The following is a 19,162-nucleotide window of genomic DNA, read 5'->3' on the forward strand; positions in this document are numbered from 1 at the left end:
GGAGCCTGAGCACCACCACTCAGGTCCGCCTGCGGCACCGCCCGTGGCACCACATCTACAAGCTGGATCCGGCGCTCACGCTGGTAACGGCTTCGGCCTGGATCGGCAGGTTCGACGAGTTCAGCCGTACGCCAGCCAGGGCGGCCACCACCGACAGCGCGGCCTTCGTCGTGCCGATCGACGCTGCGAGATCAGGCTCGTCAGAACCGTTGCCCGCGATCGCCGCGCGTACCCGGACGAGCTGCTCGTGATGTCCCTTGCCGGCAGGTACCCGTCGCATCACCCGGCCGTCGACTTCCAGAGTGCGAAAGTCATCGATAACGATCGTGTGGCCGCGACCGAGGACCTCCACACGCTCCTTGGGGGTTCGTTGGTTACCCCGGGTGCAGTACGTGATGGTTGCCGTGGACCCGTCACGGTATCCGAGCAGTACGCTCACGTCCTCCTCCAGTCCCGGCTCGCCGCGGCCGCTCCCGTACGCGTGAACAACGTCGGGTTGTGCGCCCACGAGCCACGAGGCGAGGTCGATGAAGTGACACACCTCGCCACGGATGCGACCGCCCTGAAGCCGATCGTGGTACCAGTGCGAGTCGGGCAGCGGCCCGGCGTTGATTCGGTAGGAGACGGTCAGTGGCCCGGAACCGGTCGCCAGCACCTGCTTGGACCGCACCACCATCGGTGCCTGCCTGCGGTTGAAGCCGACGAACAGATGGCCTGAGTTGCGGTGGTAGGCGGCCGTGACCTCGTCGAGTTCGTCCTGGGTGAGCGCCAGCGGTTTCTCCACGAACACGTGCTTGCCGGCATCCAGTGCCTGCGCAACCAGGCGGGCGTGGGAATCGTGGCGGCTCAGGATGAACACCACGTCGACATCGGCACAGTTCACCAGTTCCTCGGCCGTCGGTAGCACGAGGGCGATGCCGTTGCGTTCGGCAGCATGACGCGCCGTGAGTCCCTTGGCAGTGGTGATGGCGGCCAGGTCGTCCCCCCAGCCCGCCGCTTTCAGTGCCGGCAGGAAGGTTGCCTTGGCGTAGTTCCCGGCTCCGATCAACCCTGCCCGGAATCGCGACGAGCCGTGGCGCGGACGGATCGCGATCGCCTGGCGGCATGATTTCGCCGGCGCTGCGTAACTGAGCTGCACCGCGAGCGAGCGCGGTTCGGCGGCCAGCACCTCGTACGCCTCCGTCGCCTGCTCGACCGCGAAGACATGCGTGATCAGGTCGTCCACCGCGATACGACCCCCGGCCACCAGATCGAGATACGCCTCGACGTTGCGCCGAGCTGTCCAACGCACATGGCCGACCGGGTAGTCGATGCCCCATTCCTCGTAAGCCCGGTCGTAGCGGCCGGGCCCGTAGCTACGGGCGAACCGCAGGTCGAGCTCGCGCTCGTAGAACTGCCGGCGGTCAAGCTCCAGGCCGACATCGCCGACCACGACCAGCCGGGCGCGGTCACGGGCGATCTCGGTGCTCCGCGCGATCGGCGTCGAGGACGGTGTCGCCGCCGTGACCAGGATCGCGTCGACGCCACGGCCGCGGGTCAACTCCATGACGCGCTCGGTCGTGGCCTCACCAGCCTCGACCAGCCCGACCGCCCCAGCACCCTGGGCCAACTCGGCAGTCCACTCGCGCAGGTCGATACCGATGACGTTCAGCCCAGAGGCGAGTGCCAGGCGGACCGTCAGCTGCCCGACCAGCCCCAGGCCGACCACCGCGATCGAGCCACCCAAACCCACCTCGGCCTGTCGCAGCCCCTGCAACGCGATCGCCGCAACCGCGCCGAACGCGGCCGCCTGATCCGACACGTCTTCCGGAACGGGTACCGCGAGTAGACCCGGCACAGCCTGGTACTCGGCGTGCCCCGCCGAGGCGGTCGCCACCCGCATACCCGGCCGGATGCCATCGGTCGCCATGCCAGCAGCGACCACGACACCGGCTGCGCTGTACCCGAGCGGCATGTCCTCGTCGAGCCGGCTGCGCACTGCCGCCACGGTCGAGCGGACTCCCGTGGTGCGTGCTCTGTTGATGACCTGCCGGACCAGATCCGGGCGCGCCCGGGCCTTGCGCAGCAGGCCCGCCGAGGCGAGTTCCCGCACGGCGCGTTCGGTTCCCGCCGAGAGAAGGGATCGGCGGGTGGCGACGAGCACCTCGGTGGGGCCAGGCTCGGGCTGCGGGACCTCGACGACCCTGACTTCGCCGCCGGACACGGACTGAACAATCTGCTTCACGGGGCGCGCCTGCCTTAGGAAGTAGAAAAAGAATCGCGTACGCGGTGCAATCCGTCGGGGTCGCACAACCGCGCCGCACCCGTCAATCGCGATTCTATCGAGGCACGGTGCATTAAACTCGTCAACTTGCACGATTGGCGCGCCTCGTCGATCGACGACGAATCAACAAGGAGCCTCATGTCAGCCGCTGCCGTCCTGCATGTAACCGGCGCACGCCCGAACTTCCCGAAAGCAGCACCGGTAATCCGAGCGCTTGACCAGCGAGGTGTCAACCAACGCCTGGTACACACCGGACAGCACTATGACGAGCGGATGTCCGAGGTCTTCTTCCGACAACTCGGCCTGCCCGAGCCGGACATCAACCTCGGTGTGGGCTCAGGAAGCCACGCTCGGCAGACCGCAGATGCCATGACCGGGCTGGAAACAATCATGACGGAAACAGCACCGGCAGTCACCGTTGTCTACGGCGACGTGAATTCTGCACTTGCCGCAGCCCTCGTGTCGGCGAAGTTGGGTATACCAGTTGCTCATGTGGAGGCTGGCCTGCGCAGCTTCGACCGGAGCATGCCCGAGGAGATCAACCGGATCGTCGTCGACCACGTGTCGGACCTGCTTTTCGCCACAAGCCACGACGCGGTGGCGCATCTGGGCAACGAGGGTATCGCCGCAGAGAAGATCCACCTGGTCGGCAATCCGATGATCGACACGTTGCTGGCCAACCTCGACCGTTTCGACGTCACCGGAATCCGCACGGCACTGGCGCTTCCCGAGAACTACCTGGTGGCGACGCTGCACCGGCCTGCCAACGTCGACGATGCGGCGGACGTGATCGGACTAGTGAAGGCGATGCACGCCGTCGCCGACCAGATCCCGGTCATCCTGCCACTGCATCCACGCGGCCGACGCCACCTCGAGGACGCAGGGTTGCTCTCGCACCGTGCCCTACGCGTTGTCGAACCACTTGGCTATCTCGAGTTTCTCGGGTTGGTACGCGGTGCCGTCGCTGTCGTCACCGACTCCGGCGGTGTGCAGGAGGAGACGACAATGCTCGGGATTCCCTGCCTGACGCTTCGACCCAACACCGAGCGGCCGATCACCATCACCCACGGCACCAACCGCCTGGTCACCCAGGCCGCCCTGGCCGACACGGTAGCGAACACGATCGCCGCTGGCCCGCCCGCCTCACGGCGCACTCCGCCGCTGTGGGACGGCGCCGCCGGCGAACGAATCGCCGACGTCCTCACCGAGCTGCTCCGATAACCGAGTTCAGCATCGATCACCATCATGAATTCAGTTGGACGACGCTTCTGAACAACCGAAGCGGCCTCGGTCGAACTTGGTCCCGATATGGATCCCGGGTAGGAAAGCCCGCCGCCAAAGGCCGGGCATTGACATCGATGTGCACCGACAGCAGGCTTCCGCTCACAGGTCCTTCACAACAGGAGGCAGGATGAGGCGCACACCGCTGGCCATCGCCGGCGTGTTCACTCTGGTCGGTGCGCTGGTGCTGACCGCACCGGCGAGCGCACGGCCACCGTCCGATCCGGGCGGCCGCGACGGTCGAGACAGCTTGGAGGTGTACGTCGGCACTGTCGATTCCGCGCAGTTGCACCAGTTGCGGGAGGCCGGTGTCGACCTCGGGCACGGCGCGACGCCCGACCAGTCCGGCAAGACGGAGATCGAAACGGTGCTCAGCCGGGGCGAGGCCGACCGGTTGGCCCGTAAGGGCGTCGATCTCAAGGTCAAGAAGGTACGCGGCAAGGACGCCTCGCAGGTGCTGCGGGAGCAGGGCGCGGCGGGCTGGCGGGCTTTCCGGTCCTACAGCGAGCCCGGTGGCATCCGCGACGAGATCACCGCGACGGCGGCCCGCTATCCGAAGCTGACGAAGGTGCAGACCATCGGTCGGTCGGCCCAGGGCAAGCCGATCCTCGCCATCAAGGTCACCAAGAACGCGAAGAACATGAAGGACGGCAAGCGGCCGGCGGTGCTCTATGGCGGCACCCAGCACGCGCGGGAGTGGATCACGCCGGAGATGACCCGCCGGTTGATGCACCACGTGCTCACCGGTTACAGCTCGGATCGGGAGATCACCCGACTGGTGGACACCACCGAGTTGTGGTTCATCCCGGTGCTCAACCCGGACGGCTACGACCACACCTTCACCCCCGGCAACCGGCTGTGGCGCAAGAACCTGCGCGACAACAACGGCGACGGCCAGATCACCGGGGTCGACGGCGTCGACCTGAACCGCAACTTCAGCTACAAGTGGGGCTACGACAACGAGGGTTCCTCGCCGGACCCGGGCAGCGACACCTATCGCGGACCCGGCCCCAACTCGGAGCCGGAGACGAAGGCGCTCGACGGGTTGTTCAAGCGGCTCAAGTTCAAGTTCTTCGTCAACTACCACTCGGCCGCGCAGTTGCTGCTGTACGGCGTCGGCTGGCAGGTGGCCACGCCGACCCCGGACGATGTGATCTACGAGGCGCTGGCCGGCGACGACGCCAATCCCGCGGTACCCGGCTACGACCCGGACATCTCCGCCGAGCTCTACACCACGAACGGCGACACGGACAGCCACGCCACGGTGCGCTACGGCACGCTGGGCTTCACTCCGGAGATGTCCACCTGTCAGGCGGCGGCCGAGTCGGACCCGGACGACCAGTGGCGGCCGGAGGACTGCGTCAGCATCTTCACCTTCCCTGACGACGAGAAGCTGATCGCCGCCGAGGTGGCCAAGAACATTCCGTTCGCGCTGTCGGTGGCGAAGTCGGCGCACCAGCCGGACGATCCGGTCTCGGTGGTCGGCCGCAGCACCCCGGACTTCGTGGTCGACGCCTTCGACGTGTCGTACGGCCGGACCCAGCAGGTCGCCGCGATCACCCGCCGGTCGCTGAAGAACGTCAAGCTGAACTGGACGATCAACGGGGGCCGGGCGAAGTCCACAATGGTCCGCGAGTGGCGCGGGGGTGAACGTTACGGCGACACCCACGACGACTACTACGCCGAGCTGCGCGGCAAGGTCACCGGCGCCCGGCCGGGCGACCGGGTGCAGGTCTGGTTCACCGCGTCCAGGCCGGGCCGGGGCAAGGTCAGCAGCGAGCGCTTCACCTACCGGGTGCATCACGACATCGGTGGGGACGTGCTGGTGCTGGCCGTGGAGGACGTCACCGGGCTGAGCCCGGTCCAGGACACCACCACCGCGAAGTACGCCGACGAGATCTCCGCCTCGTTGAAGGCGGCCGGGCGCAGCAGCGACGTGTACGACTTCGACGCGATGGGGCGTACCGCCCCGCACCATCTGGGCGTGCTGTCGCACTACCGGGCGGTGGTGTGGGAGACCGGCGACGACATCATCCTGCGCGAACCGGGCCAGGTGCCGGGCACGGTGGCGAAGGCGGCGGTGGACATCGAGCTGTCCGTCCGGGACTACCTCAACGAGGGCGGCAAGCTGCTGGTCAGCGGCAAGTACGCGCTCTACGCCCAGGCGGCCAACGGTTCGTACGGTTACCTGCCGGATGCCCCGCCGGAGTGCACCGACGCCGCCGACCCGAACTGCCTGCCCATGCTCAACGACTTCCAGCAGTACTGGCTGGGTGCGTACAACTATGTGAGCGACGGTGGCACCTCACCAGACGGGCAGCCGTACCCGGTCCAGGGTGATGCCGGTGCGTTCGCCGGCTTCGCCGGGACGCTCAACGCCAAGGGCTCGGCGGGCAACCAGGACCACACCGGGTCGTTCCTGACCACGTCGAGTTTCCTGCCGCCGACGCAGTTCCCGCAGTTCACCAGCTCCGCTCCGGTGGGCTGGGGGCGCCCGGGTGGCGCACCGTTCGATCCGCGTACGGGCGACTGGTACCTGTTCAGCGGGCAGTCCGACGAGGCGTACAAGCGGTTGACCCGGACGGTGGACCTGACCGGGGCGAGCAGCGCTGAACTGCGCTTCTTCACCTCGTTCGACATCGAGACGAACTGGGACTTCATGTTCGTCGAGGCACGGGAGGTGGGCACCGACAACTGGACCACGCTGCCGGACGCCGGGGGCCTGACCACCCAGGAGACCGGGGAGAGCTGCGCCTCCGGCTGGGTGGCCCAGCTGCACCCGTTCCTCGCCCACTACCAGGGCGCGGACTGTTCACCGACCGGCAGCACCGGCCAGTGGCACGCGGCGACCGGCACCTCGAACGGCTGGAAGGAGTTCGTGGCCGACCTGTCCGGGTACGCGGACCGGCAGGTGGAGGTCTCCATCACCTACGCCAGCGACTGGGCCACCCAGGGTCTCGGCCTGTTCGTCGACGACACCCGGGTCGTGGTCGACGGGGCCACCGTCGCCGAGACGTCGTTCGAGACGGACCTCGGTGGCTGGACGGTGGCCGGCCCGCCAGCCGGGTCCGCTCCGGCGGCCAACGACTGGTCGCGCAGCCAGCAGGCGTTCGAGGAAGGTTCGGCGGTGGTCACCCGGGACACCGTCTACCTCGGCTTCGGGCTGGAGGGGTTGGCTCCGGCGGCCCGGGACGAGCTGGTCGCCCGGTCGCTGAACCATCTGACGGGCCGACCGCGGCGGTAGCGGCGGTCCAAGGCGCGCCGGCGGTCGGGACACCGCCGGCGCGCCTTGCCGCGTACCGGCATGAAGCCTGCCCGGTCTGTGGTGAGCTGGGGGTATGAACCGGATCCGGCTCGGGCTGGTGCTGCACCCCACCCGGGACGTGGCCCCGGTGGTGGACACCATCGCCGCGTGGGCCGCGCGGCACGAGGTGGCCCTGTCGGTACGCGAGCAGGACCGACAGCGGGTGCCCGAGTCGGTCCGCCCGGTACCGGAGGATCAGCTCACCGCCGGAGCGGACGTGCTGGTCAGCATCGGCGGGGACGGCACGATGCTGGGCGCCCTGCGGGCGGCCGTAACCGATCCGAAGCCGGTGCTCGGCATACACCTGGGCAAGTTGGGGTTTCTGGTGGAGGTGGAACCGCCGGAGCTGCCGGCGGCGCTGGACCGGCTGCTGGCCGGCGAATACACGGTCGAGTCGCACAGCTGCCTGGCCTGCGACGTGTGCGGCGACGACGTGGTCGCGTTCAACGACATCGCGCTGATCCGCCGCCCCGGGCAGGGTTTCGTCACCGCGACCCTGGCGATCGACGGGCAGCAGTACGGCTACTACCGCTGTGACGCGCTTGTGGTGAGCACCCCCAGCGGGTCGACCGCCTACAGCTACGCCGCCGGCGGGCCACTGATCTCTCCCGCGACGCGCGCCGTGGTGGTCACCCCGAGCGCGCCGATGTCCGGCATCTCCCGATCGGTGGTGCTCTCCCCCGACGAACGGGTCCGGCTGGAGCTGCGTCCCGGGTCCGCGCCGGTCGCGATCGAGGTGGACGGCCAGGTCATCCGGGACGGGTCGACCTCCGGCGCGGTGGACGTCGGCTACCGCCCCGACGCGGGGCTGGTGGTCCGCCTCGACCCGGCCCGCTACCAGGAACGTAGCCAGCTCAAGCTGAGCCTGCTCGACCTGCCGCTGCTGCCGGAACAGCTCCGCGAGCTGCTTCCGGAGAACCTGCGCCGCCAACTCGGTCGCCGCGAGGCGCCACCGCGTTGAATCCGCGCCACCATCGGAAGCAGGCGCGGATCAACGTTGGCGTGGTCGGCGGGCCGTCCCTGGTGAGCTGGCGGCGCAGCCGGACCTCGCCCGCTGACGGACCCCTCACCTGACCATCCCGCCGACAGTCCTCCCTTTCGGCACTGTCGACCTGAGAGCGCAGACGACTCATCCCCGCCACACCGGCCAGGCTGCCGGCCGCCCTCGCTCGGGGGGACGGCCGGTTGGCCGCGACGTGCGGGCCCGGTGACAGCGCAGGCGACTCAGCTCGACAGCGTCAGCAGACCACATCAGTCACCCTGCCGACCCGCCCGCAGGGCCACGGGTGGGCTGCCGGGCGGCTCGGTCAGGACCTGTCGAGGACGTCGGTGACGAGTTCCTGGGCTTCCCGCTGGATGCGGGTCAGGTGCTCCGGGCCCTGGAAGGACTCGGCGTAGATCTTGTAGACGTCCTCGGTGCCGGACGGTCGGGCGGCGAACCAGCCCGACTCGGTGGTGACCTTGAGGCCGCCGATCGGGGCGCCGTTGCCGGGGGCGGTGGTGAGCGTGGCGGTGATGGGTTCGCCGGCCAGTTCGGTGGCGCGTACCTGCTCCGGGGAGAGCTTGCCGAGCACGGCCTTCTGCTCCCGGGTGGCGGGTGCGTCGATGCGGGCGTAGGCGGGTGCGCCGAAGCGGTCGGCAAGTTCGGCCCAGTGCTCGCTCGGGGTCCGCCCGGTGCTGCCGATGATCTCGGCGGCGAGCAGGCAGAGCAGGATGCCGTCCTTGTCGGTGGTCCAGGTGCCGCCGTCGCGGCGCAGGAAGGACGCGCCGGCGCTCTCCTCGCCGCCGAAGCCGACCGCGCCGTCGAGCAGGCCGGGCACGAACCACTTGAAGCCGACCGGCACCTCCAGCAGCGGGCGGCCGAGGTCCGCGGCGACCCGGTCGATCATCGAGGAGGAGACGAGTGTCTTGCCGACCGCCGCGTCCGGGCCCCACCGCTCGCGGGTACGGAACAGGTGGGCGATGGCGACGGCCAGGTAGTGGTTGGGGTTCATCAGCCCGGCGTCGGGGGTGACGATGCCGTGCCGGTCGGCGTCGGCGTCGTTGCCGGTGGCCACCTGGTAGTCGGCGCGCATGGCGATCAGCGAGGCCATCGCGTTCGGCGAGGAGCAGTCCATCCGGATCTTGCCGTCCCCGTCCAGGGTCATGAACCGCCAGGTCGGGTCGACCGTCGGGTTGACCACTGTCAGGTCGAGCCGGTGCCGCTCGGCGATCTCGCCCCAGTAGTCGACGCTCGCGCCGCCGAGCGGGTCGGCGCCGATGCGGACCCCGGCGGCGCGGATCGCGTCGAGGTCGAGCACCGCCGGCAGGTCGTCGACGTACGCGGCGAGGAAGTCGTACGTGTCGGTGGTGTCGGCGGCGCGGGCCCGGGCGTACGGGATGCGGCGCACCTCCTTGAGCCCGGCGGCGAGGATCGCGTTCGCGCGGTCCTGGATCCATTTCGTGACGTCGGAGTCGGCGGGCCCGCCGTGGGTGGGGTTGTACTTGAATCCGCCGTCGTCGGGCGGGTTGTGCGACGGGGTGATCACGATGCCGTCGGCGAGGCCGCTGGTACGACCCCGGTTGTGGGTGAGAATGGCGTGTGACACCGCCGGGGTGGGGGTGTAGCCGTCGCGGCTGTCCAGCAGCACTGTGACGTCGTTGGCGGCGAGCACCTCCAGGGCGTCGACGGCCGCCGGGGTGGACAGCGCGTGGGTGTCCCGGCCGAGGAAGAGCGGCCCGTCCAGGCCCTGTTCCCGGCGGTAGTCGCAGAGCGCCTGGGTGACGGCGAGGATGTGGTCGGAGTTGAAGGCGTTGCGCAGGCTCGACCCGCGGTGCCCGGAGGTGCCGAAGGAGACCTGCTGCGCCGGGTCGGCCGGGTCGGGGTGCTCGGCGTAGTAGGCGGTCACCAACCGTGGTACGTCGACCAGGTCGGCGGGCTCAGCCGGCTGGCCGGCACGGGGATGACTACTCACGGTTCCACCTTCTGTCCCTTGCCGATGACCACGATGCCGTTGTCGGAGACGGTGTAGCGCTGCCGGTCCCGTTCCAGGTCCACGCCGATCTCGGCGCCCTCGGGCACCTGGACGTTCTTGTCGAGGATGGCCCGACGGATTACCGCGTGCCGGCCGATCTCGACGCCTTCCATCAGGACCGAGCCGTCCACGTGCGCCCAGGAGTGGACCTTCACCTTGGGCGAGACGATCGAGTTCTCGACCAGCGAGCCGGAGATCACCGCGCCGGGCGAGACCATTGAGGCGACCGCCCGGCCGACCCGCTCCCCCCACTGGTGCACGAACTTGGCCGGCGGGTACGGCGGCTGCTCGGTGTAGATCGGCCAGTCGAAGTTGTAGAGGTTGAACACCGGGTGGACGTTGATCAGGTCCATGTGGGCGTCGTAGAACGAGTCGAGGGTCCCGACGTCGCGCCAGTAGCCGCGGTCCCGGTCGGTGCTGCCGGGCACCTCGTTGTCGCGGAAGTCGTAGACGTTCGCCTCGCCGCGTTCGACGAGCATCGGGATGATGCTGCCGCCCATGTCGTGTTTGCTGGTCTTGTCGTCGGCGTCGCGTTCGACCGCGTCGATGAGCGCCCGGGTGGTGAAGACGTAGTTGCCCATCGAGGCGTAGATCTCGTCGGGCGCGTCGGGCAGGCCGACGGCGTCGGTGGGCTTCTCCCGGAAGGCCCGGATCCGTCGGCCGTCCTCGCCGACCTCGATGACGCCGAACTGGTCGGCCGTCGACAGCGGTTGCCGGATGCCGGCGACCGTCACCCCGGCACCGGAGGCGATGTGGTCCTCCACCATCTGCCGGGGGTCCATCCGGTAGATGTGGTCGGCGCCGAAGACGATCACGTAGTCGGGCTGCTCGTCGTAGATCAGGTTGAAGCTCTGGTAGATCGCGTCGGCCGAGCCGGCGAACCACCAGGGGCCACGGCGCTGCTGCGCGGGCACCGGGGTGACGTAGTTGCCGAGCAGCGTCGACATCCGCCAGGTCTTGGTGATGTGCCGGTCGAGGGAGTGGGATTTGTACTGGGTCAACACGACGATCTTCAGATAGCCGGCGTTGGCCAGGTTGGAGAGGACGAAGTCGACCATGCGGTACATCCCGCCGAACGGGACGGCCGGCTTGGCCCGGTCCGTGGTCAGCGGCATCAGGCGCTTGCCCTCTCCGCCGGCCAGGACGATCGCGAGCACCTTGGCAGCCATGAGCAGACGCTATCCATACCGGTGCCGGTTCACCACTCGTACGGGCACAGTTCCGCAGCCGGGTGCGGCGTCGGATTCTGCACTAGGGTGCCGGGCATGACGGACTCCGCACGGCTGCGCGTGGACCTGCTGACCCGGGAGTACCCGCCGGAGGTCTACGGCGGCGCGGGGGTGCACGTCGAGTACCTGGCCCGGGAGCTGCGCCGGCTCACCGACGTGCGGGTGCACTGCTTCGGCGCGCCGCGTACCGAGCCGGGTGTTCGGGCGTACGCCGACCCGCCGGCCCTGGCCGGGACGAACGCCGCGCTGCGGACCATGGGTGTGGACCTGGAGATGGCCGCCGGGTGTGCCGGCGCCGACGTGGTGCACAGCCACACCTGGTACGCCAACCTGGCCGGGCACACCGCGAAGCTGCTGTACGGGGTGCCGCACGTGGCGACCGCGCACAGCCTGGAGCCGCTGCGGCCGTGGAAGGCCGACCAACTCGGCGGCGGCTACGCGCTCTCCTCGTGGTGTGAGCGCACCGCGTACGAGTCGGCCGACGCGATCGTGGCGGTAAGCGCGGGCATGCGTCGGGACGTGCTGGCCGCGTACCCGTCGGTCGATCCGGACCGGGTGCACGTGATCTACAACGGCATCGACACCGCGCAGTACGCCCCGGATCCGGGCACGGACGTGCTGGCGCGCCTCGGCATCGACCCGGCCCTGCCCAGCGTGGTCTACGTCGGGCGGATCACCCGGCAGAAGGGTCTGCCGCACCTGCTGCGGGCCGCCCGCGAGCTGCCGGCGGACACCCAGTTGGTGCTGCTGGCCGGGGCACCGGACACCCCGGAGATCGCCGCCGAGGTGGAGGGCCTGGTCGCCGAGCTGCGGGCCAGCCGATCCGGGGTGGTCTGGGTGGCCGAGATGCTGCCCAAGTCCGAGGTGATCCAGGTGCTCACCCACGCCACCATCTTCGTCTGCCCGTCGGTGTACGAGCCGATGGGCATCGTCAACCTGGAGGCCATGGCCTGCGAGACGGCGGTGGTGGCCACCGCCACCGGCGGCATCCCCGAGGTGGTCGCCGACGGCGAGACCGGCCTGCTGGTCCCGATCGAGCAGGCCGGCCTCGACGGCACGCCTGTGGATCCGGCACGCTTCGAGGCCGACCTGGCGGCCCGCCTGAACGAGTTGCTGGCCGCGCCCGAGCGCGCCGCCATGCTCGGCCGCGCCGGCCGACACCGCGCCGTCGAACACTTCTCCTGGGACGCCATCGCCGCCCACACCCTCGACCTGTACCGCTCCCTGCTGAAGTAGTGCGATCAACCCGCCGGGCTGATCAACTCCAGCTTCGGGAAGTACGTCCGGTAGCGGGCCCCGTCGCGGGTGAGGTCAGCCGGGGAGTGCTCCGAGGCCGGCGAGTAGCTCGTTCCGCTCGGCGGGAGACAGGGTCTGGTAGATGGGCTCGTCCAGCCGGTTTGTCGCATCCTCGACGGCCTGTCGTCGAGGATCGTCGGGGGCCAGCGCCCGAAGCTGCGTCAGGGTGAGTCCGGCAGCGGCCCAGGCTGCCCGGTGCGCGTCGGCCCGGTGGTGCCGCAGCGCCCCGAGTCGGGTGGTCAGGCGTACCGCCGCAGTGGCATCGGTCGGCTCGTACACCGGGGCCATCGCGCGGAAGGCCGGCCCACCGGTGGCCTGGCCCGCTTCCAGGAGGCGACCGACTAGGTCGGCCAGGTGGGGAACGACCGCCAGGCCCGGCATCGTCTCGATCGGCTTCCGGTCCCAGAACTCCTCGGCGAAGTCACCCATGGTGCGCTGTACGGCCAGCGCCACCTCCCGGCCCCGATCGGTCAGCCGCCATGCGCCGTCGGCGTCGACGACGGCGACGCCCTGTTCGAGTTCGCCGGTCATGTCGGAGCCGGAGTACGTCGTGGCCGCCGCGAAGCTGTCCCCAGGCATCGGGCGGGCCAGCAGGCCGAAGTAGAAGCTGCACTCGAACCCGGGTCGAAGGCCGCGCTGGTCGTAGACGGCCCGCAGCCGGTCCCATCCCGCGCTGCGCAGTCCCACGTACACCCGGTCGATCACCGGCCGGATCAGTGCCGCATAACTCATACCGGCCTCGCCCTCGCAGGTCCATCGCGGAGGCCAGATCCTACCTAGTCGAGAACAGCCCGAGGCGTGAGCAGTGGGCGGGGTAGCTCCCGGGCGGACTCGGCGGCCCACGCCGGCACGTCGACTGTCACGACAGGTTCCTCTCCCGTACCGCCGTGAGCAGCCGGTCCACGGCGTCCCGGTCGGGTTGTTCCGGCAGCGTGGTGGTCTCGGCTGCGTCGGCGAGTTCCGCTTGCAGGTCCTCGGCCCAACCGGTGACCGACTCCCAGGTCAGCTCGCCTCGGCGCACCGCGAGCAGCCGGTCACGCAGGTGCCGTACGTCCACCAGGATCTCTCCGGTGCGCAGCACGTGCACCCCGGCGATCAGCAGTCGGATCATGTGCATGGTCTGTTTGTGGTTCGCCTCGCCGGTACGCCCACGGCGAGCCGCCACCCGGTCGAGTTGATCCCGGGCATAGCCGCCGTAGGTCTGGGCCACCCGCCGCGACAGGAACGCCCGTCGGGTGGCCAGCAACTGTCGCCCGTCCTCGGTGAGCGTCTCGACCAGCGGGGACCAGAGCACCTCCAGCACCGTGGGATTGGCCTGTAGCGCCAGCTCGCAGAAGCGTTCGAACTCCCAGGAGAACTGCTCCGCCGCCGGCCCGTCGAGGTGGGTGGGTGGCTTCTCCAGCCGCCAGAAGGCGCGGGTCGGTGCCACGTACACGCCGCGCCGGTCGTGGTCGGAGTCCGGGCCGTGCAGCCCGTACGCCCGCGACCCGACCACGACGGCCAGGACCGTGTGCCGCTCGACCAGTTCGATCATGCCGGCACGCTACCCGCCCCGATCTGTGGCAGTTCTGGTGTCCTCACCTCGGCGTGTCATCCACTTTCACTGCCATGGATCGAGGCGCACCACCGGCCCTCCGGCGAGAGACCGGGTTCCAGGTTCCCGTCGGTTGTCAGCCGAGCGCGAAGCGATCTCGGGCAGTAGGTTGGGGCGGTGAGCGGACGGTTCCCGATCGAAGACGTCTCCCCCGTCGTCTCCTGCGGTCGCTACCCGGCCCGTGCGGTGGTCGGCGAGGTGGTGCCGGTGTCGGCGCGCGCCTACCGCGAGGGGCACGACGCGCTCGGCTGCAACGTGGTGTGGCTCGGCCCCGACGGGTTGGCCCGCCCGTTCACCCGGATGCGTCCGGGTGAGCCGGGCCAGGACCGGTGGCACGCCACGATCGTGCCGGACGCGGTCGGCGAGTGGATGTTCACCGTGGAGGCGTTCAGCGACCCCTACCTGACCTGGCACAACGCCGTCACGAAGAAGATCGCCGCCGGCCAGGGGCCGGCTGAGCTGGCAAACGACCTGGCCGAGGGCGTACGCGTGCTGAGCGCGGCCACGAAACTGGTGCCGAAAGCCGAGCGGGCCCGTCTGAAGAAGGCCGCGCAGGCGCTGGGCGACGCCAAGCGGCAGTTGCCGCAGCGGGTGAGTCCGGCGCTGGAGTTGGCCGACCTGCTCTGGGAGCATCCGGTGCGTGAGCTGGTCACCACCGGCGACGAGTACCGCCTCTGGGTGGACCGCGAGCGGGCCCTCTTCTCCGCCTGGTACGAGTTCTTCCCCCGCTCCGAGGGGGCGGTCCCGGCGACTGTCGACACGCCGGCCCGCTCCGGCACCTTCGTCACCGCCACCGAACGGCTGCCGGGCGTGGCCGCGATGGGTTTCGACGTGCTCTACCTGCCGCCGATCCACCCGATCGGTCGGGCCAACCGCAAGGGCCCGAACAACAGCCTGGTCGCCGGGCCGGACGACGTGGGTTCGCCGTGGGCGATCGGCGCGGCCGAGGGCGGGCACGACGCCATCCACCCCGATCTGGGTACGCCTGAGGACTTCCGGGACTTCGTCGCCGCCGCCGCCGAACACGGCCTGGAGGTGGCGATGGACCTGGCGTTGCAGTGCGCGCCGGACCACCCGTGGGTGACCGAGCACCCGGAGTGGTTCACCACCCGGGCCGACGGCAGCATCGCGTACGCGGAGAACCCGCCGAAGAAGTACCAGGACATCTACCCGCTGAACTTCGACAACGACCCGGAGGGTATCCGCGCCGAGGTGCTGCGGGTGGTGCGGCACTGGGTCGGCGAGGGCGTGAAGATCTTCCGGGTGGACAACCCGCACACCAAGCCCGTCGACTTCTGGCACTGGCTGATCTGGGAGGTCAAGCGGGTCGACCCGGACGTGCTCTTCCTCGCCGAGGCGTTCACCCGGCCGGCGATGATGCACGGGCTGGCCAAGGTGGGCTTCACCCAGTCGTACACGTACTTCACCTGGCGGACCTCGGCGGCCGAGATGCGGGAGTACTGCACGGAGCTGGTGGCGGCGGCCGACTACATGCGGCCGAACTTCTGGCCCAACACGCCGGACATCCTGCACCCCTCGTTGCAGCACGGCGGACCGCCGATGTTCAAGATCCGGGCGGTCCTGGCGGCGCTGCTCTCCCCGTCGTGGGGCATGTACGCCGGCTACGAGCTGTTCGAGCACGTGGCCCGCCCGGGGGCGGAGGAGTACCTCGACAACGAGAAGTACGAGCTGCGCCCACGGGACTGGTCCGGAGCGGAGGCGCGGGGCCGCTCGCTGGCGCCGTTCATCACCACCCTGAACCGGGTACGCCGGGAGAACCCGGCCCTGCGCCGGCTGCGCAACCTGGTCTTCCACGACATCGACAACCCGGCCCTGCTGTGCTGGTCCAAACACGATCCGGAAACCGGCAACACCGTGCTGGTGATCTGCTCGTTCGACTCGCACACCGTGCAGTGGGGCAACACCACCCTGGACATGCCGGCGCTGGGCCTGGACTGGCACGACAGATTCACCGTGCACGACGAGCTGACCGGTGCCCGCTACGACTGGGGGCAGCGCAACGCCGTACGGCTCGACCCGTACCTGCAACCCGCGCACGTGCTCACCCTGAGCCGTCCGACCGACGTGGCGGCCGGTGGGGCGTCGGCCGGCCCGGGTGCGCCGGGGCCGGCGGAGGCCGGTTCGCCGGCTCAGGGTGGCGCCGAGCCGGTCACCCTGACCGTTGAGGACGTACCCGCCGACCTGTCGGGCGGCACCGCACCTACCGCTCCCGCCCAGAAGGACGACACCCGATGGACCAGCTGATCTCCGGGGAGATCCACGACCCGCACGCCGTGCTCGGCGCGCACCCGGCCGACGGGCGTACGGTGATCCGCACCCTGCGCCGGGGCGCGGGTGACGTCAGCGTGCTGGTCGGCGAGGAGCGACACCCGATGAAGCGGGTGCACGACGTCGGGGTCTTCGAGGCCACCGTCCCCGGTGAGGTGCTCGACTACCGGCTCGACGTCGACGGGGTGCGCCACGACGACCCGTACCGTTTCCCGCCGACCCTCGGCGAGCTGGACCTGCACCTGATCAGTGAGGGCCGGCACGAGCGGCTGTGGGAGGCGCTGGGCGCCCGCGTCGTCGACGGCGGGGTGGCGTTCGCGGTGTGGGCGCCGAACGCCCGGGGTGTGCGGCTGGTCGGCGACGTCACCGGCTGGGCGCCCGACGACGGCTGGCCGATGCGCTCGCTCGGTTCGACAGGCGTGTGGGAGATCTTCGTGCCGGGCGCCACCGCCGGCACCCGGTACAAGTACCGCGTGCTGGGCGCGGACGGATACTGGCGGGACAAGGCCGACCCGCTCGCCGCGTACGCGGAGGTGCCACCGGCCACCGCGTCGGTGGTGCACCTGTCGACGTACGAGTGGTCCGACGCCCAGTGGCTGGACCGGCGGTCACGGCGGCAGCCGCACCAGGAGCCGATGAGCGTGTACGAGGTGCACCTCGGCTCGTGGCGGCCCGGCCTGGGCTATCGGGAGTTGGCCGAGCAGTTGACCGCGTACGTGGTGGAGCTGGGTTTCACCCACGTGGAGTTCCTGCCGGTGATGGAGCACCCGTTCGGCGGCTCGTGGGGCTACCAGGTCACCGGCTACTTCGCCCCGACGGCCCGGTTCGGCGACCCCGACGACTTCCGGTACCTGGTGGACCGGCTGCACGCCGCCGGCATCGGGGTGATCCTGGACTGGGTGCCGGCGCACTTCCCGAAGGACGAGTGGGCACTCGCCCGGTTCGACGGCACCCCGCTCTACGAGCACCCCGATCCGCGCCGGGGTGAGCATCCCGACTGGGGCACCTACGTCTTCGACTTCGGTCGCCGGGAGGTGCGCAACTTCCTGGTCGCCAACGCGCTCTACTGGCTGGACGAGTTCCACGTCGACGGGCTGCGGGTGGACGCGGTCGCCTCGATGCTCTATCTGGACTACTCGCGGCAGGACGGGCAGTGGACGCCGAACGTGCACGGCGGCCGGGAAAATCTGGAAGCCATCGCGTTCATGCAGGAGGTCAACGCGACCGTCTACAAGCACCACGCCGGGGTGGTGATGATCGCCGAGGAGTCCACCGCCTGGCCGGGGGTGACCCGGGCGACGAGCGACGGCGGGCTCGGCTACGGGTTCAAGTGGAACATGGGCTGGATGCACGACACGCTGCTCTACACCTCGAAGGACCCGATCTACCGGCAGCACCACCACCATCAGCTGACCTTCTCCCTGGCGTACGCCTGGAGCGAGAACTACGTGCTGCCGATCAGCCACGACGAGGTGGTGCACGGCAAGGGTTCCCTGGCCGGCAAGATGCCCGGTGACACCTGGCAGCGGCTGGCGAACGTGCGGGTGCTGCTGGCGTACATGTGGGCGCACCCGGGCAAGCAGTTGCTGTTCATGGGTTGCGAGCTGGCCGACGACCGGGAGTGGAGCGAGGAACGCGGCCTCGACTGGTATCTGCTGCACGATCCAGCGCGGGCCGGCGTGCAACGCCTGGTGGGCGACCTGAACCGGGTCTACCGGGACACCCCGGCGCTGTGGGCGCAGGACACCTCCCCCGCCGGGTTCCGCTGGCTCGCCGGTGACGACGTCGCCAACAACACCATCTCGTTCGTCCGGATCGCGCCCGACGGGGCGACACTGGTCTGCGTGGCCAACTTCTCGGCGCTGCCGGTCGAGGACTACCGGATCGGTCTGCCGGCGGCCGGCGCCTGGGCGGAGGTGCTCAACACCGACGCCCAGCACTACGGCGGCTCCGGCGTGGGCAACCTGGGCACCGTGCACGCCGAGAACGTCCCCTGGCACGGCCAACCCGCCTCGGTGGCGCTCCGCGTGCCCCCGCTGGGCGCCCTCTGGCTCCGCCCCGCCTGAGCGCGGCCGGCACCAGGACCGGATGTCCTCGAAGCTCTCCTGTCACTCAGACATGTTCATGTCTGAGTGACAGGACGCTCACGCGGAATACAACAACCCGTCAGACGGGCAAGAAGATCATCGAATGGTGAACTGCCCGCGCCCTCGCGTCCGTACCCCCGGTTCCAGGTGGGACGACGAGGCGGAGGATCGATGGCGAGCAGCAGGGGTACGGCCCGAAACCGTGGGAGCGAGCCCTCGCCGGGACAGCGGAGGATGGCGGGGTTCGCGGCGGTCGGGGTGACCCTGGCGGTGGCCTTCGCGGTGGCGACCGGGACCAGTCAGGCGAGTGAGAACTGTGACGGCCTGGACGCGGCCGTGGGCAGCAACCTCGCGTTCATCGCCGACCAACTGGTCTTCCCGGACGAGCTGTCGGAGGCTCGGATCGCCAACCGGCAGGCGGTCATCGACCAGTTGGAGCAGCGACGCGCGGCGGCCGGCTGCACCGGCGAGGTGGAGGTGCCCGACGCGGACCCGAACGCGGCACTCAACGGCGGCGCGGCGGAGAACTGCGACGGCCTCGACGGCGCGGTCCGCAACAACCTCGCCTTCATCGACGGCCAGCGGCGCAACCCGGACGCGCAGTCCGAGGCGCGGATCGCCAACCGGCAGGCGGTGATCGACCTGCTCGAAGACCGTCGCACCCTGGCCGGCTGCACCGGCGAGGTCACGCTCACACCGGGCGGCTGACGCTCACGGACGGTGGGTGGGCTGGGCCGGGTGACCGGCTCCGCCCGCCTGCCGAGCAGCTCCCCGCCGGCCCGGTCGGCAGACCGAGCCGGCGAAC

General features: G+C 69.9%; 12 protein-coding genes. 7 read left to right on the top strand and 5 right to left on the bottom strand.

Features of this window, described 5'->3' with window-relative positions; translation table 11 throughout:
- Positions 1-55 precede the first annotated feature (55 nt).
- Positions 56-2,356 carry a bi-domain-containing oxidoreductase gene (locus CLT74_RS12350; protein WP_143697144.1) on the bottom strand — a complete coding sequence of 767 codons (2,301 nt, stop codon included), beginning with the start codon at positions 2,354-2,356 and terminating at the stop codon, positions 56-58.
- On the opposite strand from CLT74_RS12350, the gene wecB reads away from it, so the two are divergent.
- The 3 genes from wecB to CLT74_RS12365 all read left to right on the top strand — a co-directional run bounded on the left by wecB (position 2,351) and on the right by CLT74_RS12365 (position 7,809).
- Positions 2,351-3,484: a non-hydrolyzing UDP-N-acetylglucosamine 2-epimerase gene (wecB, locus tag CLT74_RS12355; protein ID WP_486582276.1), complete on the top strand. Its 1,134-nt coding sequence runs from the start codon at positions 2,351-2,353 to the stop codon at positions 3,482-3,484. The two genes, CLT74_RS12350 and wecB, sit on opposite strands and share 6 nt — an antisense overlap.
- A 190-nt stretch (positions 3,485-3,674) precedes the next feature.
- On the top strand, positions 3,675-6,788 hold the full coding sequence (locus CLT74_RS12360) for a M14 family metallopeptidase (protein WP_099846658.1): 3,114 nt from the start codon (positions 3,675-3,677) through the stop codon (positions 6,786-6,788).
- A 94-nt stretch (positions 6,789-6,882) separates the two neighbouring features.
- Complete coding sequence (locus tag CLT74_RS12365) at positions 6,883-7,809, top strand: NAD(+)/NADH kinase (RefSeq protein WP_099846659.1); 927 nt, start codon at positions 6,883-6,885, stop codon at positions 7,807-7,809.
- A gap of 346 nt (positions 7,810-8,155) precedes the next feature.
- Here the strand turns inward: CLT74_RS12365 and pgm are convergent, their stop codons facing one another.
- Positions 8,156-9,802 carry a phosphoglucomutase (alpha-D-glucose-1,6-bisphosphate-dependent) gene (pgm, locus tag CLT74_RS12370; RefSeq protein WP_099846660.1) on the bottom strand — a complete coding sequence of 549 codons (1,647 nt, stop codon included), beginning with the start codon at positions 9,800-9,802 and terminating at the stop codon, positions 8,156-8,158.
- Positions 9,799-11,031: a glucose-1-phosphate adenylyltransferase gene (glgC, locus tag CLT74_RS12375; protein WP_099846661.1), complete on the bottom strand. Its 1,233-nt coding sequence runs from the start codon at positions 11,029-11,031 to the stop codon at positions 9,799-9,801. The genes pgm and glgC overlap by 4 nt, the downstream gene beginning before the upstream one ends.
- A gap of 96 nt (positions 11,032-11,127) precedes the next feature.
- On the opposite strand from glgC, the gene glgA reads away from it, so the two are divergent.
- A complete protein-coding gene (glgA, locus tag CLT74_RS12380; protein WP_099846662.1) occupies positions 11,128-12,327 on the top strand; it encodes a glycogen synthase in 1,200 nt (399 codons plus the stop codon).
- A 75-nt stretch (positions 12,328-12,402) separates the two neighbouring features.
- Here the strand turns inward: glgA and CLT74_RS12385 are convergent, their stop codons facing one another.
- Complete coding sequence (locus CLT74_RS12385; RefSeq protein ID WP_099846663.1) at positions 12,403-13,119, bottom strand: hypothetical protein; 717 nt, start codon at positions 13,117-13,119, stop codon at positions 12,403-12,405.
- A gap of 127 nt (positions 13,120-13,246) precedes the next feature.
- The gene (locus CLT74_RS12390) at positions 13,247-13,921 is read right to left on the bottom strand and encodes a DNA polymerase beta superfamily protein (protein ID WP_099846664.1); all 675 of its coding nucleotides are present in this window, start codon (positions 13,919-13,921) and stop codon (positions 13,247-13,249) included.
- A 177-nt stretch (positions 13,922-14,098) separates the two neighbouring features.
- On the opposite strand from CLT74_RS12390, the gene CLT74_RS12395 reads away from it, so the two are divergent.
- The 3 genes from CLT74_RS12395 (at position 14,099) to CLT74_RS30225 (ending at position 19,065) form a co-directional block, all read left to right on the top strand.
- Positions 14,099-16,246: an alpha-1,4-glucan--maltose-1-phosphate maltosyltransferase gene (locus CLT74_RS12395; protein ID WP_099846665.1), complete on the top strand. Its 2,148-nt coding sequence runs from the start codon at positions 14,099-14,101 to the stop codon at positions 16,244-16,246.
- Entirely contained in the window at positions 16,234-18,336 is a 2,103-nt protein-coding gene (glgB, locus tag CLT74_RS12400) for a 1,4-alpha-glucan branching protein GlgB (protein ID WP_099846666.1), read from the top strand. The genes CLT74_RS12395 and glgB overlap by 13 nt, the downstream gene beginning before the upstream one ends.
- Positions 18,337-18,591: 255 nt before the next feature.
- Positions 18,592-19,065 carry a hypothetical protein gene (locus tag CLT74_RS30225; RefSeq protein ID WP_143697145.1) on the top strand — a complete coding sequence of 158 codons (474 nt, stop codon included), beginning with the start codon at positions 18,592-18,594 and terminating at the stop codon, positions 19,063-19,065.
- Positions 19,066-19,162 lie beyond the last annotated feature (97 nt).

The sequence above is a fragment of the Verrucosispora sp. CNZ293 genome (genome assembly GCF_002754655.1).